This is a genomic window from Paraburkholderia sp. CNPSo 3076, assembly GCF_026343935.1.
In the GTDB taxonomy this organism is placed as follows: domain Bacteria; phylum Pseudomonadota; class Gammaproteobacteria; order Burkholderiales; family Burkholderiaceae; genus Paraburkholderia; species Paraburkholderia nodosa.
Window position 1 is genome coordinate 141,366 of the sequence record NZ_JAPMAL010000014.1, and the last position, 25,370, is coordinate 166,735.

A 25,370-nucleotide genomic window follows, 5' to 3' on the forward strand; every position below is an offset into this window, starting at 1 on the left:
GCCAACCGGGTGTCTCAGAACCGGTGGATGATGCCTGCACCTACTGCGACCATGCTGCGGGACGAAGACGGCGTGGTCTGGAAGCCGTCGCCGATCGTCGCGGTCGCGTTGATGATCTGCGTACCGTTGCGTGCCGGCGTGAGGGTCTTGCCGTTTGCACGCTGGAAAGCCTGCAACGCGTAAATTCCCGTGCGCCTGGAAAGCGCCTCCGATCTCCTTTTGTTCTTCGCGCACCACTTCTGGAAAACGTTTTCTCGAAATTTAATGTGTTCCTTTCGAAATGGCTAGTAGGTAGTTACGCGGAGCGGCGCAGGGTTGGCGCGTGCGAGTCGGCGGATCGGGAGCAGGCGTGACGAGGCCGCCGGCCGTTGCCTGGCGGCCAGCGCGGGGGAAGTACAGCGATCAGGAAATCAGCGGCAGGCGACGGTCGAGTCGCGCACGACCAGGCGGGGTTCGAGCACGACCTGCTCGACATCCGCGCGGCCGGCGAGGACGTCGATGAGCTTTTGCATGGCCAGCTCGCCCATGCGCTCGCTCTGCCCGTCGATCGTGGTGAGGCGCGGCTCGACGTATTCGCCATACGGCACGTTGTCGATGCCGGCGACCGAGACGTCCTGCGGCACGCGAAAGCCGAGCAACCTGGCCTCCTTCATGAAGCCGAGCGCGATGAGGTCGTTGTAGCAGATCACCGCCTGCGGGCGCTTCGGCCCCAGCATCACCCGCGAGCAGGCCTGCTCGCCCGCCTGGGCGGTCGGCGCATGCGTCTCGTAGACGTCGAGCGTGAGGCCGGCCTCGGCCAGCGCCTCGGTGGCGCCGGCAATACGCTCGTCGTTGATGGTCGCCGCGGCGAACCCCAGATAGGCGACATGGCGGTGCCCGAGATTGAGCAAATGACGCACCAGCATCGACGTCGCGAGCCGGTTGTCGAACCCGACGGTGGGCATGTCGAGCCCGCGCACGGTCCGGAGCATGACGACCGGCTTGCCCAGATTCTTCGTCCACCTGGCGATCTCCTCGGAAGCCCGCGAGCTGAGGATGAGGCCGTCCACGCGCGGCGCGAGCGCTTCGATGAGCGAGCGCTCGCGCGCGAGATTCTCCTCGGCGTCCACGAGCAGCAGCGTGTAGTCGTGCTGGAGCGCCACGCGGTTCGCACCCTTGACCACGTTCGTGAAGTGCGGGTTCGCGATGTCCAGAATGGCGATGCCGATCGTGCGCGTGCGCCCCGTGATCATCGAGCGCGCCAGCGGATTGGAGCGGTAGCCGAGCAGCTCGATGGCGTCTTTGACTTTCGCCTCCACCGCCGGCGAAAAGCGCTGCGTGCCGTTCACGTACTTCGATACCGTCGCGACCGAGACGCCGGCCATGGCGGCGACATCGCGAATCGTCGGGGAACCACTTTTCATAGGTTGGCAACGCCAGGGAGGATCGACGGCGAGCATTGTCGCAGAAACAGACCTGGGGTGAACCCCGGTATTCGCCGCAGGTATTCCTCCATTGACGCTGCGACTCGCGATGGCTATATTCGGAAAACGTTTTCCTCGTGTTTTCAATATCAAAATAATTCCCAGGGAGCCCTGATGTCGCAACACTCACTTGCAGCCAAACCGTTCGGCCGTCTTCTTCTTACTGGCGCAGGCGGCAATCTGGGCCGTCAGTTGCGCGGCGCGCTCGCGAACTGGGCCGACATCGTGCGCGTCAGCGACATCACGGAACTGGGCGAGGCGGCGCCGCACGAGGAAACGCGCCGCGTCGACCTCTCGGATCGCGAGGCGGTCATGCAACTCGTGGAAGGCGTGGATGCGATCGTGCACCTGGGCGGCATCTCCATCGACGCGCCGTTCGACGATCTCCTCGAAGCCAACATTCGCGGCACGTACAACCTCTATGAAGCCGCGCGCAAGCACGGCATCAAGCGCATCGTCTACGCCAGCTCCAATCACGTCACCGGTTTTCATCCGGTGACCAGCGTGCTCGATACCGACGCCGCGCACCGGCCGGACAGCCTGTACGGCGTGACGAAATGCTTCGGCGAATCGCTGTCGCGCTATTACTTCGATCGCTTCGGCATGGAAACGGTTTGTCTGCGCATCGGCTCGTCGTTCGAAGAACCGAAGAACGCACGCATGCTCGTCACGTTCCTGAGCTATCGCGACTTCATCGAACTCGTGCGCTGCTCGCTGTTCACCAATCGCGTGGGTCATGCGATCGTCTATGGCGTGTCGGACAACCCGGCAAGCTGGTGGGACAACGGCAAGGCGGGTTTCCTCGGCTACCGGCCGCGCGACAGCTCGGCGGCGTACGCCGAGCGCTTCCCGGCGAGCGCGCCGAACGCCGAGCTTGCCGACTCTGCGCAGCAGTACCAGGGCGGCCCGTTCGTGCTGGGCGAGCCGATGCAAGGCGCCGAACTCTTATCGGAGTCCTGATAAATCGGGAGACCGCGCGGGAGACCGGCTCGGTCGCCTGAGGGCAAACCGCCCTGGCCGCGAAGCGGCTGGGGCGGGGTTGTGCGGCGATGGACAGTTAGTTGCACATTTATTGGCGCCACGCGCCCACGGCTACCCTAGCCCGGCGAGCGGATACAACCTACAGGCTGTATTTTCAAATTACAGCCTGTGATTTGTATTTTTACTTTACAGGGTATAGACTGTATTCGACCGTGCCGCGCGTTTCCGTTTGCATCGGCCGTCTGCAGCGGCATTGCGCCGCCCGGAGTTGCCTTGGACTACCCTCTCAAGACCCTGAGCCAGCTGCGCCCGATTCTCGTCGGCTTCCGCAAAAAAGCCGGCCTCACCCAGAAAGACCTCGCCACGCGGCTCGGCATCTCGCAGCAAAGCTATGCCGCGTTCGAGGCGAATCCCGAAGCGGCGAGCGTCGAGCGGCTCGTGCGGGTCCTGCGGCTCGTCGACGTCGAAATCAAGCTCGGCGCGCCCAAAGCCAAAGCCGCGCCGGTCGCGGAGAAAGCCGCACCGCGTCCGGCCAGAACCCCCGCAGCCGCGGCCAAGATGTCGAGCGCGGCCAAGCCCCCGGCCGCCCGCAAACGCACCCGCACTACGCCAGCGGCTCCAGCGCCGCAGCGCCAGTCCGCCGCCCGCCGCAAGCCGAGGGAGGACTGGTGAGCGCACGCCCACGCCTGCCCAACCGGCTCGACCTGTGGATGAACGGCCTCCCAGTGGGCTACTGGGAGAACGCGCGCGGCAACGAACGCCTCGCGTACTTCGACAGCTGGCTCGACGACGAGCAAGGCCGCCCCCTCTCCCTCTCGCTGCCGTTCACGCCCGGCAACCAGCCCTACCGCGGCCGGATCGTCGCGGACTATTTCGACAATCTGCTGCCGGACAGCGACCGCATTCGCAGACGCATCGCCGCGCGCTACCAGACTGGCGGCACCTCGCCGTTCGAGTTGCTCGCCGCGCTCGGCCGCGATTGCGTGGGCGCGCTGCAGATACTTCCCGCAGGCGTTGCGCCTGCCGGCCTGAAGAGCATCAAGGGGCGCGCCCTGAGCGAAGGCGACATCGCGCAGCTGCTGCGCGAAACCACCGCTACGCCGCATGCGGGCGAGCCCGATGCCGTGGACAGCCTGCGGCTGTCGATCGCCGGGGCGCAGGAAAAGACCGCGCTGCTGCGGCATGGCGGGCAGTGGCTGCTTCCGCAAGGCAGCACGCCGACCACGCACATCCTGAAGCTGCCGCTCGGCCTCGTCGGCAACATGCGCGCCGACATGCGCACCTCGGTGGAAAACGAGTGGCTGTGCACGCAGATCATCGCCGCCTACGGCTTGCCCGTCGCGCCCTGCGAAATCGCGCAATTCGAGGACGCGAAGGCGTTGGTCGTGGAGCGCTTCGACCGGCGTCTTGCGAGCGACGCCAGATGGATCGTGCGTCTGCCGCAGGAGGATCTGTGCCAGGCCACGGGCACGTCCGGCCTCGCCAAATACGAAGCCGACGGCGGCCCCGGCATCGACACGATCATGCAGGTGCTGGACGGCTCCGCGCGGGCCACGGCCGACCGCCGCAACTTCTTCGTCACGCAAGTCATCTTCTGGCTGCTCGCGGCCACGGACGGCCACGCGAAGAACTACAGCATTGCGCTGCTGCCCGGCAGCCAGTACGCCGCCACGCCGCTCTACGACGTGCTCAGTGCACATCCGGTCGTCGGCCGGGGCCGCAATCATATAGCGCCGCAGCGCGTGAGCCTGGCGATGGCCGTGCGCGGGCGCAACCGGCACTATCGCGTCGAGGAGATCTATCCGCGGCACTGGATCGCGCAAGGCCAGCGCGTGGGATTCGCCGCGGCGGAGGTCGAAGCGATGCTCGCGCAGGTGGCGGCGCAAACGCCGCGCGTGATCGAAGCGGTCGCAGCGCAGCTCCCCGCCGGTTTCCCCGCAGATGTCGCCGACGCCGTTTTCGCCGGCATGCGCCGGCTCGCCGCGAGGCTCAGCGCGTAGGCGAAATCAGCCGCAGGCAAGCTCCTCGCCGTCGATCGCACGCGTGAGCAGGTCGAGAAAGGCCTGCATGGTTTGCGGCAGCGTGCGGCCCGCCATCGTCTGGATCTGCAGCGTGCGCTGATGCAGCTCCGGGTTCGTGAGCGGCACGGCGGCCAGTCCCTCCACCTCGAGACGGCCGCGCACGGTCAGAAAACCGGTGAACGTCACGGCATCGGTCAGGCGTACGAATCGTTGCAACGCCACATGATAGTTGCTGACGAACACCGGCTCGAAGATCAACCCTTCGAGGCTGCACGCGATGTCGAGCAGCTGGCGGATCGTCACGCCCTGGCTGTTCATCGCGACCGGCCACGGGATCAGATCGCGCAGCGACAACGACTCGCGCGCCGCCAGCGGATGATCGCGCCGCATGAGCGCGAATATCGGCGCGCGCTGCGAACCATGCACGGCAATCTCCTTCTCGGGCGCGACGCTGAAGCACAGCGCGATATCGGCCGTGCCCTCGCGCACGCGCTGCGTTGCAACAGAAGGCGCCGACACGTCCAGCTGAAAATGCGTTTGCGGATACGTCCTGAGAAAGTGAGCGAACACCTGCGGCAGAAAATCCGGCGCGAGGCCTTCTGAACTCGCGACACGGATGGTCGCGCGGCCGCCCTCGCTCAGCCCGCGAATCTCGCCGACCACGCGCTCCGTTTCGAGCAGGCTGCGCCGCGCGTGTTCGGCGAGCATGCGCCCCGCCTCGCTCAGCACCATGCCGCGCGGGCGCCGTTCGAATAACGGCGTGCCGAGTTCTTCTTCGAGCCGGGCGATCTGGCGGCTGAGCGCCGAAACGGCGACGTAGAGCCGCTCGGACGCCTTGCTCAGCGAGCCGCTGCGGGCCACCTCCAGAAAATAGCGCAGTGCGGTGTTGTCCATATCGATGAGCGCGGTCTCGTCCGCTTTGCCGTTTCGGCAAAGATAAATCACAAATATTGTAATTGTGCAGAAATATCGGCGGTTGCACGATCGCTCGACGGCTGCAGACGGCCTTAAATAGAGGGAGACGCGCGTTGACCCGTGACACCGCCATTCAAACCGCAGCCGCTCAATACGATTCAGGCCGCTTCCTGAACGATCTGCGCCGCCGCGTGGCGTTTCGCACCGAGAGCCAGGAGCCGGAGAGCGCCGGCCGTTTGCGCAGCTATCTGGACGAGGAGCTCACGCCGCTGCTCACCCAATGGGGTTTCACCTGCCGGGTCGTCGAGAATCCCGCCAAAGGCGCGGGCCCCTTCCTGATTGCCCATCGCCACGAAGACGACGCGCTGCCCACCGTGCTCAGCTACGGCCACGGCGACGTGGTGCGCGGCTACGACGCGCAGTGGCGCGCGGGCCTCACGCCGTGGGATGTGACCGTCGACGGCGAGCGCTGGTACGGCCGCGGCACCGCCGACAACAAAGGCCAGCACAGCATCAACCTCGCGGCACTCGAGGCCGTGCTCGACGCGCGCGGCGGCCGGCTCGGCTTCAACCTCAAGCTGCTGTTCGAAACGGGCGAGGAAGTCGGCTCGCCGGGCTTGCACGAACTGTGCATGCGGTTGCGCGACGAACTCACCGCCGACGTGCTGATCGCCTCCGACGGCCCGCGCCTCAGTGCGCACCGCCCGACGATCTTTCTCGGCTCGCGCGGCCTCGTCAATTTCAAGCTCGAACTCACGCTGCGCGAAGGCAGCCATCATTCGGGCAACTGGGGCGGCCTGCTGCGCAATCCGGGCGTCGTGCTCGCGAACGCGATCGCCTCGATGGTCGACGCGCACGGCAAGATCCTCGTAGAAGGCCTGCGGCCGCCGCCGATTCCGGAAGCCGTGCGCCGCGCGCTCGCCGATATTCGCGTGGGCGGCAATCCAGGCGAGCCCGAGGTCGATCGCGACTACGGCGAGCCGGGCTTCACGCCAACCGAGCGCGTGTTCGGCTGGAACAATCTGGAAGTGCTTGCGTTCCGCACGGGCAACCCCGAGAAACCCGTGAACGCAATTCCGCCGCACGCTATCGCCTACATGCAGATCCGCTTCGTCGTGGGCACGAACTGGCAGAACCTCGAACCGATCGTGCGCGCGCACCTCGACGCGCACGGCTTCGAGATGATCGAACTCGAAGTGGAACGCGGCGCGCCGGCCACCCGTGTCGATCCCGACAACGCCTGGGTGCAGTGGGCGCTGCGCTCGCTGCGCGAGACCACGGGAGCCGACCCCGTGCTGCTGCCGAACCTGGGCGGCACGTTGCCCAACGACGTATTCGCCGAAGTGCTCGGCATGCCCACGCTCTGGGTGCCGCACTCGTATCCTGGCTGCTCGCAGCACGCGCCGAACGAGCACCTGCTCGGCCCGGTCGTGCGCGACGGGCTGCGCATCATGGCTGGCCTCTTCTGGGACCTCGGCGCAAGAGAGGCCGGCGCGTCCAATCCAGCACCGCATCCGACAACGCTCGCATGAGGACGTCCCAATGAGCATCGATTCCCTACCCGCGCATCACGGCAGCGAGCCCTGGTCAGAGCCCGCTCAAAGCACTTCAGGCAAGAACGTCAAACGGCTCATCCTCGCGACGTCGATTGGCAACGCGCTCGAGTTCTACGATCTGCTGGCGTACGGCTACTTCGCCTCGACGCTCTCCAAGCTCTTCTTCCCCGTTCACAACGCAACGATGTCGCTGCTGCTCACGCTCGGCACGTTCGCGCTTTCGTACCTCGCGCGGCCGGTCGGCGCACTCGTACTCGGCTCATACAGCGACCGCAAGGGCCGCAAGGCGTCGCTCACGCTCTCGATTGCGATGATGACGATCGGCACCGGCATGGTCGCGCTGATGCCCACCTACGCGACCATCGGCATCCTCGCGCCCATCGGCATTTTTGCCTCGCGTCTTCTGCAGGGCTTTTCGGCGGGCGGCGAGTTCGGCAGTTCCACCGCCTTCCTGATCGAGCATGCGCCGCAGCGCAGCGGTTTCATGTCGAGCTGGCAGTTCTCGAGCCAGGGCGCGAGCACGCTGCTCGTCTCCTTGTTCGGTGCAGTGCTGACGGGCATGCTCACGCAGCCGCAGCTCGAAGGCTGGGGCTGGCGCATTCCATTCCTGTTCGGTGTGCTGATTGGTCCCGTGGGTCTTTATATCCGCAGACGCGTGGACGAAACGCCCGAATTCGAGCGCATCGAAAAAGCCGAGTCGCCCGTGCGCGAACTGTTTGCCACGCAGAAGGCGCGCGTGATCGCATCGATCGGCGTGCTGATCCTGACCACGTCGGCCCAATACGTGCTGCTCTACATGCCGACTTATGCGGCGCGGCAGCTCGGCCTCGCACCTTCGTCGGGTTTCATCGCCACGCTCGTGGCCGGCCTGATCGCCATCGTGCTCACGCCGATCGTGGGCCACTGGTCGGACAAGGTGGGCCGCACGCGCATCATGTTCGTGGCGGGCGTGCTGTTCCTGCTCACCATCTATCCCGCGTTCATGTTCGTCACCACCCATCCTTCGCTGCCCTCGCTACTGGCCGCCGTGGTCTGGATCGCGGTGCTGAAGGTGACCTATTTCGCCTCGATTCCGGCGCTCATGGCCAGCTTCTTCCCCACGCGCACGCGCACCACGGGCATGGCGCTCGCCTATAACGTCGGCACGACCGTATTCGGCGGCTTCACGCCGCTGGCCGTGGCCTCGATCATTGCGGCGACGGGCAACAATCTCGCGCCGGGGCTCTGGCTGATGTTCGCGGCCGTGTTGAGCCTCGCTACGCTGATCTGGGCGAGCGTACGCCTCGGCGCCCGTTGAAACGGCGCCGTACAGGAACACCAACAGGAAACACGCACGTATGCAACACGATTTGCCGCAGGAAGTTCAGGACGCCATTCAGTTTTCCGTCGATCACGAATCGGCATGGGACCGTAACGCCGACGGCAACTTCGGCGTGCACGTGAACGACCCGCCGCCGTGGAACCGCTTGCTGGGCCCCATTCACGATCGCGGCCCGGTGTCCGGCGCCGTCGCCGTGAACGGGCGCCCGCTCGCGCAATGGGGCGAGCCCGATCGGCCCGATCTGACCTTCAGCATCGCGAAGACGTATCTGGCGCTGCTCGCCGGCGTGGCGCACGACCGCGGCCTGCTGCCCGATCCCGACGAGCCCGTCCACGTGCGCGTGCCGGGCATCGGCTTCGACGATGACCACAATGCGCGGGTCACGTGGATGCATCTGCTGCAACAGACGAGCGAATGGCAAGGCAAGTGCTTCGGCCTTTCCGATCAGGCCGATCACTATCGCGCCGTCACGTTCGGCGAGCCGCCCGACGGGAAAAAGGGCGACTTGCGCCCGTTGCGTGCGCCCGGCACGTATTGGGAATACAACGACGTGCGCATCAACCAGCTTTCGTTCGCCCTCCTGCGTCTGTTCGGTCGTTCGTTACCCGAAGTATTTCGCGAGACGATCATGAGGCCCGTTGGCGCGAGCGAGAACTGGCAATGGGTCGGTTACGACGACGCGTGGATCGACCAGGGCGGCAGACGCGTGCAGTCGGTGCCGGGCGGCTCGCACTGGGGCGGCGGCATGTCGGTGAGCGCAAACGACCAGTTGAAGGTCGCGCAAATGCTGCTCGACGATGGCTTAGCTTCGGGCCACCGAGTGCTGTCGAGCGAATGGATCGCGCGCATGCGCACGCCCTGCCCGCTCGCGCCGTTTTACGGCTCGCTGGTCTGGCTCAACACTGGGCGGCGCATGTTTCCGGGCGTGCCCGAGTCAAGCTGGTTTGGCGTTGGCGCGGGCAGTTCGTTCATGTGGATCGAGCCCGAGCGCAAGATCGCGTTGATCGTGCGCTGGCTCGATTCGCAATTCGCCGATGCGTTCTTCGGCAAGATGCTGCACGCCCTGGATGCCGTGTGCGCACGCCAGGGCACGAGCACGCTGGCGACCTAGCGCATCGCCATGTCCAGCACCCGCGCCACGTGCAGCGCCGTGGCGTTTGCGCCGTCGTGGATCTGGTGGCGGCAACTCGTGCCGTCCGCCACGACGAGATCGGCGCGATCCGCCTTGCGCACGGCGGGCAACAGCGCAAGCTCGGCCATCGCCATCGAGGCTTCGTAGTGCTCCGCTTCGTAGCCGAAGCTGCCCGCCATCCCGCAGCATGACGATTCGATCGGCTTCACCTCGAGGCCCGGAATCCAGCCCAGCACCGTGAGCACGGGCCGGAAGGCGTCGAACGCTTTCTGGTGGCAGTGGCCGTGCACCCACGCGCGCGGCGCGTCGAGTTCGTGGAAGGCCAGGTCGAAGCGGCCCGCGCTTTTCTCGCGCACGAGGAATTCCTCGAACAGGAACGCCGCGGCCGACAGCTCGCGCGCTTCGTCGCCGTAGCCGTATTGCAGGAATTCGTCACGCATCGAGAGCAGGCACGAAGGTTCGAGCCCGACGATCGACACGCCGCGCGCCACGAACGGCATGAGCGTATCGAGCAGGCGCCGCGCCTCGCGCTTCGCCAAGTCCACCAGTCCGGCTGCGAGGAACGTGCGACCGCAGCATAGCGGTCGCTCTTCGCCGCGCACGTTGAAGTGCACGAAATAGCCGGCCGCTTCGAGCACGCGTTGCGCGGCGCGGGCGTTTTCAGGCTCGAAGTTGTCGTTGAAGGTGTCGACGAACAGCACCACTTCTTTCGTTGCCGCGGCTGCGTCCCGCTTTGCGGCCGCAACCCCCGCAAGGAACGAAGGCCGGAACTGCGGCAACGAGCGTTGCGGCGCGATGCCCAGCACGCGCTTCGCCCACGCGGAGACCACGGGGATGCGCTCGCCCGCCGCCGCCAGGCCGCCGGCTTGCGCCGCGCGACGCGCATAGCGCGGCAAAAACGCAATCATCTTCTCGCGCAGCTTGAGGCCGTGCTTCGTGTTCCAGGCGGCGCGCGCCTCGATCTTCAGCTTCGCCATGTCCACGCCGGTCGGACAGTCGCGCTTGCAGCCCTTGCACGATACGCACAGGTCGAGCGTGTCCTTCACGTCGTCGCTCGCGAGTCCGTCCTCGCCCAGCTGCCCCGAAATCGCGAGCCGCAACGTATTCGCGCGGCCACGCGTCACGTGCTTCTCGTCTTTCGTCACGCGGTAGCTCGGGCACATCGTGCCCGCGTCGAACTTGCGGCAGTGGCCGTTGTTGTTGCACATTTCCACGGCTTTCGCGAGGCCGCCAGTCAGGTCGTCGCCGCTACCGGGCGGCGTTTCCACACCCGTTAGCGGATCGCGGCCCACGTCCCACGCCGACCAGTCGAGCATCGGTCGCATCTGGCGCTCGCGATAGCCCGGCGCGAAGCGGAACAGCTTCGCGTCGTCCATCTTCGGCGGCCGCACGATCTTGTCGGGATTGAAGCGGTTCTCGGGGTCGAACAGCTGCTTGATTTCCGAGAATGCGGCGTTGATCTTCGGTCCGTACTGCCAGGCAATCCATTCGCCTCGGCACAGACCGTCGCCATGCTCGCCCGAAAACGCGCCCTTGTACTCGCGCACCAGTTCCGCAGCCTGTTCCCCTATCGCGCGCATTTTCGCCGCGCCGTCGCGGCGCATGTCGAGTATCGGCCGCACGTGCAGCGTGCCGACGCTCGCGTGCGCGTACCACGTGCCTTCGGTGCCATGCTGATGGAAGATGTCGGTCAGGCGGCTCGTATACTCCGCGAGATGTTCGAGCGGCACGGCGCAGTCCTCGATGAACGAGACGGGCTTGCCGTCGCCCTTCATGCTCATCATGATGTTCAGGCCCGCCTTGCGCACTTCCCACAGCGCCTTTTGCTCGTTCGCATCGGTCATTTTCATGACCGAGTCCGCAAGGCCGAGGTCGCCCATCAGCTCGACCAGTTCATCGAGGCGGCGCACCTGGGCGTCACGCTCGTCGCCCGCGAATTCGACCAGCAGGATCGCATCGGGTCTGCCCACCAGCGCCTTCTCGATCACCGGCTTGAAGCCCGGGTTGCCGAGCGCAAGCTCGATCATCGTGCGATCGACCAGTTCGACCGCCGTCGGCTTGAGCTTGACGATGTGCTGCGCCGAGTCCATCGCCTGCCGGAAGGTGGGAAAGCTCACCACGCCCAGCGTTTTATGCGCGGGAAGCGGCGCGAGCTTCAGCGTGATCTGCCGGCTGAACGCGAGCGTGCCTTCGGAGCCCACCAGCAGGTGCGCGAGATTCGCCACGCCGTCGTCGGTATAGGCGAGCGGGTTCTGGCAATCGAACAGGTCGATGTTGTAGCCGGCCACGCGGCGCAGCACCTTCGGCATGCGTTCGGCGATCTCGCCGCGCTCGCGCGTGGCGATGCGCTGCACGCCTTCGAGCAGCGCCGCGAGCCGCGCGCCTTCGTGCGGGAGGTTCAGCGACTGGAAGCGCGCTTCGCTGCCGTCCGCGAGAATCGCGTCGATGCCGAGCACGTTGTGCACCATGTTGCCGTATTCGATCGAACGCGAGCCGCACGAGTTGTTGCCCGCCATGCCGCCGATCGTGCACTGCGCGGCCGTCGAGACGTCCACGGGAAACCACAATCCGTGCGGTTTGAGCCATGCGTTCAGATGATCGAGCACGACGCCCGGCTCGACCGTCACCGTGCGCGCAGCGGCGTCGAAATCGACGATGTTGTTGAGCCACTTCGACGTGTCGATCACGAGCGCTTCGGCCACCGTCTGCCCGCACTGGCTCGTACCCGCGCCGCGCGCCAGCACGGGGGCATGCGCGAGGCGCGCCACTTCCAGCGCGGCGCGCAAATCGTCCTGATCGCGCGGCACGACCACGCCGATGGGCATGATCTGATAGATCGAGGCGTCGGTCGCGTAACGGCCGCGGCTCGCGGCGTCGAAAAACACGTCGCCGCGCAGGGCTTCACGCAGGCGCCGCGCGAGCGGCGAGCCGTGGCCCTCGCTCGAGGGAACAAGATGAACCGGCTTGACCAGCATGCCCGAGGTGCGTGCGCCTTCCATCGCCGTTCACACTCCCTGATGAGAACCTGCGGGTTCGTCGGCCTTCTTGCCCAGCTCGAAGCGGCTGTCCGGCTGCATGCGGAACGCGAGAATCACGCCGCACCCCATCAGTATCATGCTGCCCACGAACGGCAGGTCCCAGTTGCCGAAGCGGTCGATCAGAAAGCCGCCCGCCACGGGCGAGATGATCGCAGCCAGCGCCGAGCCCGTGTTCATCATGCCGCTCGCCGTGCCCGAGAACTCCGGGGCGATATCCATGGGAATCGCCCACATCGGCCCGATCGTCATTTCGGCGAAGAAGAAACCCGCCGCGAGGCAGGCCATGGAAATGACGGGATCGTGCACGAACATCAGCGGCACGAGCACGATCAGCGTGATCAGCATGCACACGGAGACCATCCAGCTGCGCGCGCGCTTGAGGTTGCCCGTGCGCTGAAAGAGCCAGTCGGTCACGAGGCCGCCGAGCGTGTCGCCCACCACGCCCGCAAGGAACACCACGGAGGCGAAGATCGCCGACTTGCCCAACTGGAGGTGATAGTTGTGCAGGAAGTATTGCGGAATCCAGCTAAGGAAAAGCCACAGCGTCCAGCCGTAGCAGAAGTAGACGATCGTCACCGGAAGCATGCGCCTGAAGAGCGCCATCCACGGCAGGCCTGTTACGCGTGGCTTGGGCGGCGGCAGGATCGCGAGTTCGGCCTCGGTGATGCGCGGGTGATCCTTCGGGTGTTCGGTGAACGTGAACGCCCACACCACCACCCACAGCAAGCTGAGCGCGCCGCAAACGTAGAACGATTCGCGCCAGCCGTAGCGCGCCATCACCAGCACGACAACCGCGGGCGCCACCGCATTGCCGATGCGCGACGCGGAGTGCGTGATGCCTTGCGCGAAGCCGCGCCGCTCTTTGGCGACCCAGCGCGACATGGCCGAGGTCGAGGCGGGAAACGTCGCGCCCTCGCCGAAGCCGAGCAAGAGGCGCGCGGCGAGCAGCGTGACCAGGCCTCCCGCCATGCCCGTGAGAATCGTCGCCACACCCCACAACGCGCCGCAGAAAAGCAGCGTGCAGCGCGCGCCGAAGCGGTCGCTCACCCAGCCGCCGATGATCTGAAACAGCAGATACGGATACGCAAACGCCGAGAAGACCAGCCCCACCTCGGTATGCGATAGCTGGAACTCCTTGCCGAAGCCCGCCGCCGCCGTGCTCACGTTCACCCGGTCGAGGTAGGTGATGAAGTACATGACGCAGAGCATGATCAGCACGATGCTGCTCGCGCTCGTCAATCGATACCGTTTCATCGTCTGTCTCCGTTGCTGGTTCTATCGGCCGCATCGCCCTTCTCGAAGTGGCGTCCGGCATGGGAACGTCCTGGCATCACCTGGAATCGGCCTGGATGCCGCGCCCCGTGCGCCGCAAGTGCAAAAGCGCTGGTTTCAGGCGGCTATCAGCGACACCACGTTGGGTTGTGCCGCGAGATATTCCATCGCGGCGGGCAAGCCGCTGTCCTTCAAGGGCACGCCCGCGACGCGCAGACCCATCTCGCAGCCGGCCAATGCCGCCAGCAGCGTGAGGTCGTTGCAGTCGCCCAGATGCCCGATGCGGAACATGCGCCCCTTGACCTTGCCGAGGCCCGTGCCGAGCGAAAGATCGAAGCGCTCGTAGATGATCTTGCGCACCGCATCCGCATCCACGCCTTCGGGCACCATCACGCCCGTGAGCACGGGACTGTAGACGGCGGCATCGGCGCACTGGATCTCGAGGCCCCATGCGCGCACCGCGCGCCGGCACGCCTCGCCCAGCCGCTGATGCCGCGCGAACACGTTGTCCAGCCCTTCGTCCAGCAGCATGTCGAGCGCCTCGGAAAGGCCGTAGAGCAGGTTCGTGTTGGGCGTGTACGGCCAGTAGCCGCTCTTGTTCATCTCGATGATCTCGGCCCAGCCCCAGAAGCTGCGCGGCAGCTTTGCCTGCTCGCTCGCGGCCAGCGCCTTCGCCGAAACGGCGTTGAAGCTGATGCCCGGCGGCAGCATGAGACCCTTCTGCGAGCCGGAGACGGTCACGTCCACGCCCCATTCGTCGTGGCGATAGTCAGCGCTGGCCAGACCCGAAATCGTGTCCACGAGCAGCAGCGCCGGGTGACCGGCGGCGTCGATCGCGCGGCGCACCGCGGCGATGTCGGAGGTCACGCCGGTCGAGGTCTCGTTATGCACGACGCACACCGCCTTGATGGCGTGCTGCGCGTCCTCGCGCAGCCGCTTTTCGATCATGTCGGCCTGCACGCCGCGCCGCCAGCCTTCGATGCCGGGCAGGCCGAGAAATTCCGGCTTCAGGCCAAGGCGCTCGGCCATCTGCTTCCATAACGTCGCGAAATGGCCCGTTTCGTACATCAGCACCGTGTCGCCGGGGCTCAGCGTGTTGGTGAGCGCGGCTTCCCACGCGCCGGTGCCGGAGGCCGGGTAGATCACCACTGGCTGCTGCGTCTTGAAGATCTTCTTGATGCCTTCCAGCACCTTGAGCCCGAGCACGCCGAACTCGGGGCCGCGATGGTCGATGGTCGGATAGCTCATCGCATGCAGGATGCGATCGGGTACCGGGCTCGGCCCGGGAATCTGCAGGAAGTGGCGACCAGCGGGATGGAAATCGAGCTTCAACATGCAATCGCTCCTGTTTTGAATTTTGCATTCAAAAAACTATAATCCAGCCAGCTCATGTGCAGACAGACAATTCTGACGTGGTTTACCCCAATCACAACTTGCTTCTTTGGGGTCCTGTCCTTGGGCTAGAATTCGCTGGAAATCGATGGAAATGCCTTTTGCATGCAAAACCCGAACCTGAACCCCTCTGTCGTTAGCCCGGTAGTTAGCCCGGTAGTTAGCCCGGTAGTTAGCCCGGTAGTTAGCCCGGAGCTGCCGCCCATTCCGCGCCAGCAACTCCATGACACCGTCGTCGACCATCTGCGACGGTTCATCGTGGAAGGCGTGCTCGAGGCTGGGCGCAAGCTCAACGAACGCGAGCTGTGCGAAACGCTGGGCATTTCGCGCACGCCGCTGCGCGAGGCGCTGAAGGTGCTCGCGTCCGAAGGGCTGATCGAGATTTCGCCGAATCGCGGCGCCTCGGTCTCGAAGATGTCGGAGGCGGAGCTGCGCGAGACCTTCGAACTCATGAGCGGGCTCGAAGCGTTTTCAGGCGAGCTGGCTTGCGAGCGGATCACCGCGGCCGAGATCGCCGAGATCAAGGCGCTGCACTACGCCATGCTTGCCTGCCGCGCGCAGAACGATCTGGCCGGTTACTACAGCCGCAATCAGGCGATTCACGACAAGATCAACGAAGCGGCGCGCAATTCGGCGCTGCGGCAAACGTATATCGCGGTGAATCGCCGTTTGCAGGCGCTGCGGTTTCGCTCGAACTTCGAAACGCCCAAGTGGGACCGCGCGATCCATGAACATGGCGAAATGCTGGAGGCGCTGGACGCGCGCGACGGCAAGCGGCTCGCGGCGATACTGCGGCAGCATTTGCTCGCCAAGCGCGATGCGGTGTTGCGGATCGGGGATACGCCGCCGGTGCAGGACGCCGGCAACTGACTCGTTGCGCGCGCAACGTCTGCCGACTACTTCGCTGCCGACTCCAGAAAACTCTGCGCAAGCTGCTTCCTCAGGTGATCGGCGGCGGGCGAGAGCCGGCGGCCCACGCGCGTGACCATCTGGCTCGAAAAGCCCGCCGCGATCGGATGATCGATCGGCACGGCCACCAACTCGCCCAGATCGATGCCGCGGCGCGCCGTAATCGACGACATGAACGCCACGCCAAGACCAGCGGCCGCGAGCGTCTGCGCCGTGTTGAACAGATCCACGCGATAAGCCGGCATCACGTTCAGACGCGCGTCGTCGAACAGCGACTGCACGAAGTGCTGCACACCGAACGACTCGGTCATGAAGATCAGGCGCTCGCTGGCGAGTTCGGCGGGCGCCACCTTCTGCATCTTCGCAAAGCGGTGCGAGGGCGCGACGAGCGCACAGAGCGGCCGCGACGCGAACGGATGAATGCGCATGGCGGGGTCGTCGGAAGTGCGCGTGCACAGGCCGATATCGACGACGTCGTCACGCACGAGCGAGAGCACGACCGGCGTCGGCCCCGAGCGGATCTCCACGAGAATGTCCGGGTACGTCATCGAAAAACGCTGCAGCGCCCGCGCGATCAGATTGCCGATGAAGCCCTCGCCCACGCCCAGCGCCACGCGACCGCGCCGCAGGTGCCGGTACTCCTCCAGGCGCGCGGCCAGATCGCGCTGGCGGCGCTGCCCATCGCGATAGTGGTCCACGAGCACCTGACCAATCTCGGTCACGGCCACGCTGCGCCCGCGCCGCTCGATCAGCGGAAAGCGCAGTCGCCGCTCCAGCGCCGCCACCTGCCGGCTGATGACCGACGCGTTGATGCCCAGCGCCTCGGCGGCCATGCGCACGCCGCCTGCCGCTGCGATTTCGGCCAGATAGCGCAGCGGCCGCTCGCCGATATCGTCGATCGCGCCGCGCGCCGCATCTTCCCGATCTGCCTTTCCCCGCACTGCATCGCTCCTTTCGCGCGCGTTGTCTTGCTGCGCCGCGACAATCGACCGTTGACTTGAAGTCAACATTTTCGATGCTTTTCCGTCATGGGTCGAGTTTTTCGTCGATGCAATACTCGGCCTTTGGCTTGTGCCCAAAACCTATTCCAATAAAAGGAGTCCCCCGTGAGCGAGCACCACTACTGCGAAGTCGCCGACCTGGCCGAAGCCCGATCGGAACTCGACGAAATCCGTCATCACCTCCACAAGCACCCCGAGCTGTCGTACGAGGAAGCCGACACGTCGCGCTTCGTCGCCGACAAGCTCGAGTCCTGGGGCTACGACGTCACGCGCCACGTGGGCGGCCACGGCGTCGTGGCGGCGCTCAGGGCGGGCACGAGCGCGCGCACCGTAGGCGTGCGCGCCGACATGGACGCCCTGCCGATCCAGGAGCTGACCGGCCTCGACTACGCAAGCGTCCACGCGGGCAAGATGCACGCGTGCGGCCACGACGGCCACACCACCGTGCTGCTGGGAGCGGCGCGCCAGCTCGCCAGAACACGCAATTTCGACGGCACCGTCCATCTGATCTTCCAACCCGCCGAGGAGGCCGGTTCGGACAGCGGCGCCGAGCGCATGATCGCCGACGGCCTGTTCGAGCGCTTCCCCTGCGAAGCCATCTTCGGGCTGCACAACCATCCGGGCGTGCCCACCGGCACCTTCGGCTTTCGCGCCGGCCCGCTGATGGCCGCGTGCGACACCGTCAAGCTGCGCGTTCACGGCAAGGGCGGCCATGCGGCGCGCCCGCATCTGGCCGTCGACCCGGTGCTCGTGGGCAGCAGCATCGTGATGGCCCTGCAGTCGGTGGTGTCGCGCAACGTCGATCCCAACGAAGCCGCGGTCGTGACCGTCGGCGCGTTCCGCTCGGGCCACGCACCGAACGTGATTCCCGAAGACGCCGTGCTCGAAATGAGCGTGCGCTCGTTCTCGCCCGAAGTGCGCGCGACGCTCGAGGCACGCATCCGCGCCCTCGTTCAAGCGCAGGCGCAAAGCTACGGCGCGACGGTGGACATCGAATTCATCCGCGGCTATCCCGTGCTGATCAACAGCGAAGCCGAAACCGAATTCGCACGTCAGGTCGCCGAGGAACTGGTCGGGCCAGAGCACATCATCGCGCCGTTCCCGCCGATCGCCGGCAGCGAGGACTTCGCGTACTACCTGCAGCAGCGGCCCGGTTGCTTCGTACGCCTTGGCAATGGCGAAGGCCGGCCGATGCTGCACAACGCGCGCTACGACTTCAACGACGAGAACCTGACCATCGGCGCCGCGTTCTGGACGCGCCTCGTCGAACGCTTCCTCAGCAAGGACCGTGCATGAACGCCGCCACTAAACCGCTTCTGGAAGCGGCCGAAGAAGCGCCGCTCTCGCCGGGCTACCAGCGCAAGATCGTTCTCGCGGCGGTGATCGGCAACCTGCTCGAATTCTTCGACTTCACGGTCTATAGCTATTTCGCGCTCACGATCGGCCATCAGTTTTTTCCGGCCGACAGCCAGGTCACGTCGCTGCTGCTCGCGTTCGCGGTGTTCGCCGTGGGCTTCGTGATGCGCCCGCTCGGCGGCATTGTGCTCGGCCGCTACGCGGACCGCGCGGGCCGCAAGCCGGCGCTCACGCTGACCATCCTGCTGATGGCGGTGGGTTCCGCGTCCATCGGTCTTGCGCCCACCTATGCGCAGATCGGCCTGGCCGCGCCGCTGCTGATCGTCGTCGCCCGCCTCGTGCAGGGTTTCGCGCAAGGCGGCGAGTTCGGCGCGGCAACCGCCACCCTCCTCGAAATGGGCGGACAGGCGAGCCGCGGTTTTCGCGCGAGCTGGCAGCTCGCGAGCCAGGGCGCGGCGGCGCTGCTCGGCTCGGGCCTCGCGGCGAGTCTCGGCTTTCTGCTCTCCGCGGAAACGATGCATAGCTGGGGCTGGCGCATTCCGTTCTTGCTGGGCACACTCATCGCGCCGGTCGGCATCTATCTGCGCCGGCACATTCGCGAAGAGCCCCCGGCGCAGCGCGTGGTCGCGGACCGCGACGATCCGAAGCGCGGCCTGTACGTGCGCAACTGGTTTCTCACGATCTTCGCGATCATGGGCATGTCGGTTTCGACCTACGTGATGATGTACTACATGCCGACCTACTGCATCCAGTACCTGGGACTGCCACCCAAAATGTCGATCCTCGCGGGCGTGGCGTCCAGCACGATCTCGCTCGTGATGTGCCCGATCTACGGCGCGTGGTCGGACCGCATGGGCCGCCGCAAGCCGCTCACGGTGATCGGTCGCGTCGCGCTGATCCTGCTGCTCTATCCGGCGTTCTGGCTCATGACGCACTTTCCGTCGCTGCCGGTTGTGCTCGCCGCGCTCGTCGTGCTCATGCTCTGCTATGCGATGGGCTCCGCGCCCGCTTACGCGCTGATGCCGGAAAACTTTCCGAAGCATCTGCGCGCAGGCTATATGTCGAGCGCGTACGCGATTGCGGTGTCGGTGTTCGGCGGCACGGCTCAGCTCGTGGCCGGCTGGCTCATCCATGCGACGGGCAACAAGATGGCGCCCGCATGGTACATGATCGGCTGCGTGCTGATTTCGCTCATCGCCGTTTCGATGTTCGAGGAAACCGGCAACAAGGCGATTGACTGACCGCTCGCCTGAAAAGCATGCAGCCTTGAAAAAGGGCGGGCTACGCGGGGTGCGTCGCCCGCCCTTCACTACCTCCCCGATTATTCTTCGATAGTTAGTTTAACTATATATAGTTTAACTACGTACCCCGTCTTTACTGGCTCCCCTGCGAGCCGCCGCCAGGCTGGGTGTTCATCCCGCCATTGCCGTAACCATTGTCATTGTTATACGGCATGGTCCGGCGGGTTCCCGGTGCAGGCGCAGGCGCCGCGCCAGTCCCCGTTCCCTGGCCGCCGCCCGTCGCCGTGGTGCCGGGCGCGCCATAGCCGCTGTTCTCATAGCGGGTGCCTGCGGTGCTGCCCGGCGGACGCGCCGTGTTGATGCCCGCCGCGCCCGTCGTGCCGCCGCCCGCGCCTACGCCATTGCTACCGCCGCCGGCTCCCCCGGCTCCTCCGCCGGCGCCGCCTGCGCTCTGCGCGAGCGCCGCTGCCGAACACGTTGCGATGACGACCCCAGCCAGCAATTGTTTGATCGATCCATTCATTTCGCTCTCCTTGCGTGTTGTGGATGGAACTACTGCGTGGCGACCCGGTGGCGCGCCACGCCTACCTCTTGTCCCGCAAGCGCCATGCCGCCGGGAAGTGGAGCCCGGCGGCGCGCCGTTTGCGTTGATTCGCGTTCTACGCGCCGCGTGGCATCCGCCTTGCTGCAGTTGAGAATGGTTGCAAGCGGTCTCAGACGGTCTCAATCGAGGAGGAAATCGCAATGGCCAACATGCTCGATAACTGCAAGGTCGCAATCCTTGCCATGGACGGATTCGAGGAAGTCGAACTTACCGAGCCGCGCCGCGCATTGAAGGAAGCGGGGGCGCAGGTGGACGTGATATCGCAGAAAAGCGGTGAAATTCAGGGCTTTCGTCACGTCGAAAAGGGCAGCAAGATCAAGGTGGACCGCACTTTCGGCAGCGCGAAGGCGGATGACTACGACGCGGTCGTGTTGCCCGGCGGGGTAGTGAACAGCGACGCGATCCGCCTGATTCCGGAAGCTCAGGCGTTCGTGCGCGCGGCCAACGACGCGCACAAGATCATTGCCGTCATCTGCCATGGAGGCTGGCTGCCGGTCTCGGCCGGTATCGTCAAGGGGCACACCATGACGAGCTGGCCCTCGCTGCAGGACGATATCCGCAATGCGGGCGGCAAGTGGGTCGACAAGACCATGGTCCACGACGGCAACTTCATCACGAGCCGCAAGCCCGACGATTTACCCGCCTTCAACGCGGAGATCATCTCCACGCTTTCGGCGGCAGCTGGCACCGCTTGACAGCGCTGGCCGGCGTCATGTTCATAGCGCCACCTGTACGCCGAGCTCGACCACATGCGCGGGAGCCAGACCGTAATACTCGGCGCTCGAAGTGCAGTGATACGACATGAACGCGAAGAGCCGCGCACGCCAGCGGCTCACGTCCTGCTGGGCTTGCTCGCGCAGCACCTCGTCGCGCGGCAAATAGAAGGTGGTCTGTTGCGGGTCGAAACGCCAGTCGCCCAGCCTGCCTTGCAGCGATGCCAAAAGGCGCGGCAGATTGGGCCGCTCAACAAAGCCATGATGCGCGACGATCTCCCAGCAGCCCGCACCGAGGTCGCGCGCTTCAATGCGCGTTTCATCGTCCGCCTGTGGTGCGGACTCCGAAACATTGGCGAACACGATCACCGTACGATGCCGGACGTGATTGTGACGCACGTTGCTCGCGAGCGCGGCCGGCGTCATGCCGGGTGCGTTGCCCGGGTACACGGCCGTGCCCGGCACGCGAAGCGGCTTCGGATCGGCAGTGCAGATACCACGTAAAAAGGCGTCCACCGATTCGCCGCGTGCCGCATGGCGCGCCTCCAGTTCGCGGCCCCGGTTCCAGGTACTCATCGTGATGAACAGCAACGCGCCCACGGAAACCGGGAACCAGCCGCCCGTGGGAATTTTCGGCAGGTTCGCGGCGAGCAGCATGCCGTCCACGACCAGCAGCGGCACGCACGCGAGCCACGTGGCGACGCGCGGCCAGCCCCATACTTCGCGGCACACGGATAGCATCTGCATCGACGTGGTCACCATCGTCATCGCCACGGCGAGCCCATACGCGGACGTGAGCCGCTCGGAGTTGCGAAAGAACAGCACGAGAAACACCACGGCCACGAGCAACCCCGCGTTGACCGCCGGCACATAAACCTGGCCGCGCCGCGTGCTCGACGTTTCGATCGTGCGCATGCGCGGCAGGAAGCCTAGTTCGATGGCCTGGCTCGTCATTGAAAACGCGCCGGAGATCACCGCTTGCGAAGCGATGATGGTCGCGAGCATAGCGATGCCGACCGCCGGAATGAGCGCCCAATGCGGCACCGAGCGAAAGAACGGCTGGCTGGCGCCGCGCGGCTCGAACAGCACGGTCGCGGCCTGGCCGAAATAGCCCACGACGATCGCGGGCAGCACGACACAAAAGAACGCAATGCGGATGGAGCGCGTGCCGAAGTGGCCGATGTCGGCGTAGAGCGCCTCGGCGCCCGTCAACGCAAGAATCACGCCGGCGAGCACGCCGAACGAGAGCCCCGGATGCGCGAGCGCGAGCCGCACGGCCCAGACCGGCGACGTCGCGGCGAGAATCGCCGGATTGAGCACGATGTGATAAACGCCCACCGCACCGAGGCTCAAAAACCAGAGCGCCATGACGGGCCCGAACGTGCGCCCGACCACGGCGGTGCCGCGCGGCTGGAACAGGAAGAGCGCCACGAGAATCGCCAGTGAAACCGGCAGCACGGCGCTGTCGAATGCGGGATTGATTTCCTTGAGCCCTTCCACCGCGGAGAGCACGGAAATGGCGGGCGTGATCATCGAGTCTCCGTAGAACATCGCCGCGCCGACGAGCCCCGCGAGCACGAGCAGACGCGGCGCGGGCCGCCCCGCCTTCGCGAACCCGGCGCGCACGAGCGCCGTGAGCGCGACGATGCCGCCCTCGCCTTCGTTGTCGGCGCGCATGACGAAGCAGGCGTACTTGAGCACCACGACGATCAGCACCGCCCACAGGATCATGGAGAGCACGCCCATCACCACCGGCTGCGCCGTGGAATCCGCCGTCTGGACGGCTTCGCGCAGCGCGTAGATCGGGCTCGTGCCGATGTCGCCGAACACCACGCCGAGCGCGCCGAGCACCAGTGCGCGCTGGCCGGAGTCGTCGTCCTGCTTGCGCGCCTGCTCTTTCGGCGAGTTTTCGTGCGGGTTGAGGCGTTCTTGAAGCATGGCTGTGCAGCGTTCGTGGAGGCGTTGCCTTCTCGCAATTGGCGTTCCTCTTGAGCCTGAGCCAGTGAAGGGTCGAACGGCAATTTCCCGGCTGCGTTGCGAACTTGCCTTATCCGTCACGCGCGCCTATATTGAGTCCGAAATGGTTGCGACTCGCAACCATTAGCATGAAGTCCATAACGGAGACCATCATGGATTTTGTCGACGTGCCCGCGCAGCCCCGCGAGACGACCATCCTCGAGCTGCGCGAGTTCTCGCGGCGGCTCGTGCGCGAGCTGGGCTTCATGCGCACGACGCTCGCCGACAGCGATCTCGCCCCTTCCGCCGTGCACGCCATCATCGAGATCGGCGCGCAGCCGGGCATCAACGCGAGGGCGCTGGGCGACCTCCTGCGGCTCGACAAGTCGAACACGAGCCGGCAGGTCGCGCGGCTCGAGGCGGCCGGTCTCGTCAAACGCAGGACCGCCGCCGACGACGCGCGCTCTTCCGAACTGACCCTGAGCGCGGCAGGCCAGAAGCTGCGCGCGAAGATCGACCGCTTCGCCACGGACCAGGTTTCCAACGCGCTGCGCAGGCTCGTTCCTGCCGACCAGCAGGTACTCGTGCGGGCGCTCGCGCTCTACGCCGACGCGCTCGCGCACGACAACCCCAACGAGATCAGCGCGACCGCGCCGGCGGCGGGGGTGCAGATCGTGGAAGGCTACCGGCCCGGCTGCATTGGCGACATTGCGAGCCTGCACGGGCGGTTCTACGCGGCGAACTGGGGCTTCGGCGCTTACTTCGAGAAGAAGGTGGCGACGGAACTCGCCGACTTCGCCGGCGCCTTGCCAGCCGTTGGCAAGGCGCTCTGGCTCGCGGTGGAGCGAGATCGCGTGCTGGCGTCGCTTGCCATCGACGGAAACGGGAGCGGCAACGCCGGCGTCGCCCACCTGCGCTGGTTCATCGTGGACGACTCATTGCGCGGCACCGGCATCGGCAGGCAGTTGATGACGAACGCGATGCAGTTCGTCGATGCGCACTACGCCGAGACCTACCTGTGGACCTTCAAGGGCCTCGATGCCGCGCGGCATCTGTACGAGTCGTTCGGCTTCCACCTCGCGGAAGAGTCCGAAGGCGACCAGTGGGGCACGAAGGTCACGGAGCAGCGCTTCGTGAGGCGACGCTCCGTTTGACTCGCATCACACGGAGCTTGCCGGGCGCCCGCGCGTCTCAGGCATGCGCAGATACACGATCAGCGAAATCGCCGCGCAGGCCGTCACGTACCAGTAGAAGTCCTGCTCGTGGCCGCTCGCCTTGAAGCGCAGCGCGACGAACTCCGTCGTGCCGCCGAGAATCGCCGTCGTGAGCGCATACGGCAGGCCCACCGCGAGCGCGCGGATGCGCGTGGGGAACAGCTCCGTTTTCGCGAGCATGTGCACCGAGGTGAAGCCGCTCAGCATCACGAGACCGGCGAACGACAGCAGGAACGCCACCAGCGGATCGCGCGTATGGCTCAGCGCCGTGAAGAGCGGCACGGAAAATAGCGTGGTCGAAAGACCAAAGCAGATCAGCACCGGGCGACGGCCGAACACGTCGGAGGCGAGTCCGAAGAGCGGCTGAAGCGGCATATACAGCAGCAGCGCGCCGGTGGAGACGAGCGTCGACATCTCCTTCGAAAGGCCCACGGTGTTCACGAGGTACTTCTGCATATAAATCGTGAACGTATAGAAGCCCACCGTGCCGCCCACGGTAATGCCGATGGCGAGCAAAATCTGCCGCCAGTGCGAGAGTAGCTGCTTCAGCACCGGCGGACCGGCCTCACGCCGGCCACGCTCGAAGGCTTCGGTTTCCGTCACGTTGCGCCGCATATAAAGCGCGAACAGCGCGAGCGCGCCGCCCAGCAGAAACGGCACGCGCCAGCCCCAGCGCTCGATCTGTTCGGCCGTCATCAGCAGGTTCTGCATGACGAGCATGAGTGCGAGCGCAACGAGTTGCCCGGCCACCACGCTCACCTGCAAAAAGCCTAGATAGAACCCGCGCCGGTTGGCGGGCGCGATCTCGCTGAGGTAAGTCGCGCTGGTGCCGTACTCGCCGCCCATGCTCAGGCCCTGCAGGAGGCGCGCCGCAATCAGCACGACAGGCGCGAGCACGCCGATGCTCGCGTAACCGGGCGTGAGCGCGATCATCAGCGAGCCGATGCACATGGCCGTGACCGACCACGTAAGCGCCGACTTGCGCCCGTGACGGTCGGCGTAGAAGCCCACGAGCCAGCTGCCGAGCGGCCTCGCAACGTAGCCCACGGCCGCGATGGCCGCCGTGTTCATGAGTTGCACGGTCGGCTTGTCGCTCGGGAAAAACGACTTCGCGAAGTAAATCGAAAAAATGCTGTACGCCAGAAAGTCGTACCACTCGATCAGGTTGCCAGCCAGACCCCCGACGATCGAACGGATGCGTGGCCGCGCGACTGGCGCAGTTTCCACCGTCTCGTTGTCGATTCGGACTCCGAAATCCGCGTCGTTCGACATGCGTGTCTCCTCC

The 25,370-nt window shown here is 65.7% G+C and carries 20 protein-coding genes and 1 pseudogene; 11 read left to right on the top strand and 10 right to left on the bottom strand.

All coding sequences use genetic code 11. The features are described 5' to 3' along the window. Positions 1-14: 14 nt before the first annotated feature. A pseudogene (locus M3A49_RS17825) lies at positions 15-206 on the bottom strand (porin); the annotation flags it as partial. A 204-nt stretch (positions 207-410) separates the two neighbouring features. Further along, positions 411-1,403 (bottom strand): LacI family DNA-binding transcriptional regulator, encoded by a 993-nt coding sequence (locus M3A49_RS17830; protein WP_254354787.1) that lies wholly within the window; start codon positions 1,401-1,403, stop codon positions 411-413. Positions 1,404-1,577: 174 nt separating this feature from the next. On the opposite strand from M3A49_RS17830, the gene M3A49_RS17835 reads away from it, so the two are divergent. From M3A49_RS17835 to M3A49_RS17845, 3 genes are all read left to right on the top strand, one after another. After that, positions 1,578-2,423 carry an NAD-dependent epimerase/dehydratase family protein gene (locus tag M3A49_RS17835; RefSeq protein WP_266229906.1) on the top strand — a complete coding sequence of 282 codons (846 nt, stop codon included), beginning with the start codon at positions 1,578-1,580 and terminating at the stop codon, positions 2,421-2,423. A 294-nt stretch (positions 2,424-2,717) separates the two neighbouring features. Further along, on the top strand, positions 2,718-3,116 hold the full coding sequence (locus M3A49_RS17840) for a helix-turn-helix transcriptional regulator (RefSeq protein ID WP_266229908.1): 399 nt from the start codon (positions 2,718-2,720) through the stop codon (positions 3,114-3,116). Beyond that, the gene (locus M3A49_RS17845) at positions 3,113-4,444 is read left to right on the top strand and encodes a type II toxin-antitoxin system HipA family toxin (protein ID WP_416338971.1); all 1,332 of its coding nucleotides are present in this window, start codon (positions 3,113-3,115) and stop codon (positions 4,442-4,444) included. Before M3A49_RS17840 ends, M3A49_RS17845 begins: the two co-directional genes overlap by 4 nt. Before the next feature lie 6 nt (positions 4,445-4,450). On the opposite strand, the gene M3A49_RS17850 is transcribed toward M3A49_RS17845, so the two are convergent. Further along, complete coding sequence (locus M3A49_RS17850; protein ID WP_266229909.1) at positions 4,451-5,359, bottom strand: LysR family transcriptional regulator; 909 nt, start codon at positions 5,357-5,359, stop codon at positions 4,451-4,453. A 134-nt stretch (positions 5,360-5,493) separates the two neighbouring features. Between M3A49_RS17850 and M3A49_RS17855 the strand changes: the two genes are divergently transcribed. The 3 genes from M3A49_RS17855 to M3A49_RS17865 are packed head-to-tail and all read left to right on the top strand — an operon-like array spanning position 5,494 to position 9,368. Continuing rightward, positions 5,494-6,912, top strand: a complete 1,419-nt coding sequence (locus tag M3A49_RS17855) for a M20 family metallopeptidase (RefSeq protein WP_266229910.1) — start codon at positions 5,494-5,496, stop codon at positions 6,910-6,912. A gap of 10 nt (positions 6,913-6,922) precedes the next feature. Next, positions 6,923-8,233, top strand: coding sequence for an MFS transporter (locus M3A49_RS17860; protein WP_266229911.1), 1,311 nt, complete (start codon positions 6,923-6,925; stop codon positions 8,231-8,233). Between the two features lie 40 nt (positions 8,234-8,273). After that, complete coding sequence (locus M3A49_RS17865) at positions 8,274-9,368, top strand: serine hydrolase domain-containing protein (RefSeq protein ID WP_266229912.1); 1,095 nt, start codon at positions 8,274-8,276, stop codon at positions 9,366-9,368. Here the strand turns inward: M3A49_RS17865 and M3A49_RS17870 are convergent. The 3 genes from M3A49_RS17870 to M3A49_RS17880 all read right to left on the bottom strand — a co-directional run bounded on the left by M3A49_RS17870 (position 9,365) and on the right by M3A49_RS17880 (position 15,034). Continuing rightward, on the bottom strand, positions 9,365-12,388 hold the full coding sequence (locus M3A49_RS17870; RefSeq protein ID WP_266229913.1) for an FAD-binding and (Fe-S)-binding domain-containing protein: 3,024 nt from the start codon (positions 12,386-12,388) through the stop codon (positions 9,365-9,367). The two genes, M3A49_RS17865 and M3A49_RS17870, sit on opposite strands and share 4 nt — an antisense overlap. A 6-nt stretch (positions 12,389-12,394) precedes the next feature. Beyond that, positions 12,395-13,681, bottom strand: a complete 1,287-nt coding sequence (locus M3A49_RS17875) for an MFS transporter (RefSeq protein WP_266229914.1) — start codon at positions 13,679-13,681, stop codon at positions 12,395-12,397. Between the two features lie 135 nt (positions 13,682-13,816). Continuing rightward, the gene (locus M3A49_RS17880) at positions 13,817-15,034 is read right to left on the bottom strand and encodes a pyridoxal-phosphate-dependent aminotransferase family protein (protein ID WP_266229915.1); all 1,218 of its coding nucleotides are present in this window, start codon (positions 15,032-15,034) and stop codon (positions 13,817-13,819) included. 162 nt (positions 15,035-15,196) lie between these two features. Here M3A49_RS17880 and M3A49_RS17885 point away from each other — a divergent pair, with 162 nt between their 5' ends. Then, entirely contained in the window at positions 15,197-15,961 is a 765-nt protein-coding gene (locus tag M3A49_RS17885; protein ID WP_266229917.1) for a GntR family transcriptional regulator, read from the top strand. A gap of 26 nt (positions 15,962-15,987) precedes the next feature. Here the strand turns inward: M3A49_RS17885 and M3A49_RS17890 are convergent, their stop codons facing one another. Further along, positions 15,988-16,941 carry a LysR family transcriptional regulator gene (locus M3A49_RS17890; protein WP_051481797.1) on the bottom strand — a complete coding sequence of 318 codons (954 nt, stop codon included), beginning with the start codon at positions 16,939-16,941 and terminating at the stop codon, positions 15,988-15,990. A gap of 165 nt (positions 16,942-17,106) precedes the next feature. Between M3A49_RS17890 and M3A49_RS17895 the strand changes: the two genes are divergently transcribed. Beyond that, complete coding sequence (locus tag M3A49_RS17895) at positions 17,107-18,297, top strand: M20 aminoacylase family protein (RefSeq protein WP_266229918.1); 1,191 nt, start codon at positions 17,107-17,109, stop codon at positions 18,295-18,297. Then, positions 18,294-19,598: an MFS transporter gene (locus M3A49_RS17900; protein ID WP_266229919.1), complete on the top strand. Its 1,305-nt coding sequence runs from the start codon at positions 18,294-18,296 to the stop codon at positions 19,596-19,598. The genes M3A49_RS17895 and M3A49_RS17900 overlap by 4 nt, the downstream gene beginning before the upstream one ends. Positions 19,599-19,731: 133 nt before the next feature. Here M3A49_RS17900 and M3A49_RS17905 read toward each other — a convergent pair whose 3' ends face one another. After that, on the bottom strand, positions 19,732-20,121 hold the full coding sequence (locus M3A49_RS17905; RefSeq protein WP_266229920.1) for a hypothetical protein: 390 nt from the start codon (positions 20,119-20,121) through the stop codon (positions 19,732-19,734). 221 nt (positions 20,122-20,342) lie between these two features. Between M3A49_RS17905 and M3A49_RS17910 the strand changes: the two genes are divergently transcribed. Continuing rightward, on the top strand, positions 20,343-20,897 hold the full coding sequence (locus M3A49_RS17910) for a type 1 glutamine amidotransferase domain-containing protein (protein WP_266229921.1): 555 nt from the start codon (positions 20,343-20,345) through the stop codon (positions 20,895-20,897). A gap of 21 nt (positions 20,898-20,918) precedes the next feature. On the opposite strand, the gene M3A49_RS17915 is transcribed toward M3A49_RS17910, so the two are convergent. Further along, a complete protein-coding gene (locus M3A49_RS17915) occupies positions 20,919-22,853 on the bottom strand; it encodes a potassium transporter Kup (RefSeq protein ID WP_266229922.1) in 1,935 nt (644 codons plus the stop codon). Between the two features lie 191 nt (positions 22,854-23,044). On the opposite strand from M3A49_RS17915, the gene M3A49_RS17920 reads away from it, so the two are divergent. Beyond that, a complete protein-coding gene (locus M3A49_RS17920; protein ID WP_266229923.1) occupies positions 23,045-24,025 on the top strand; it encodes a bifunctional helix-turn-helix transcriptional regulator/GNAT family N-acetyltransferase in 981 nt (326 codons plus the stop codon). Positions 24,026-24,031: 6 nt separating this feature from the next. Here M3A49_RS17920 and M3A49_RS17925 read toward each other — a convergent pair whose 3' ends face one another. Continuing rightward, positions 24,032-25,357, bottom strand: coding sequence for an MFS transporter (locus M3A49_RS17925; RefSeq protein WP_266229924.1), 1,326 nt, complete (start codon positions 25,355-25,357; stop codon positions 24,032-24,034). Between the last annotated feature and the right edge of the window lie 13 nt (positions 25,358-25,370).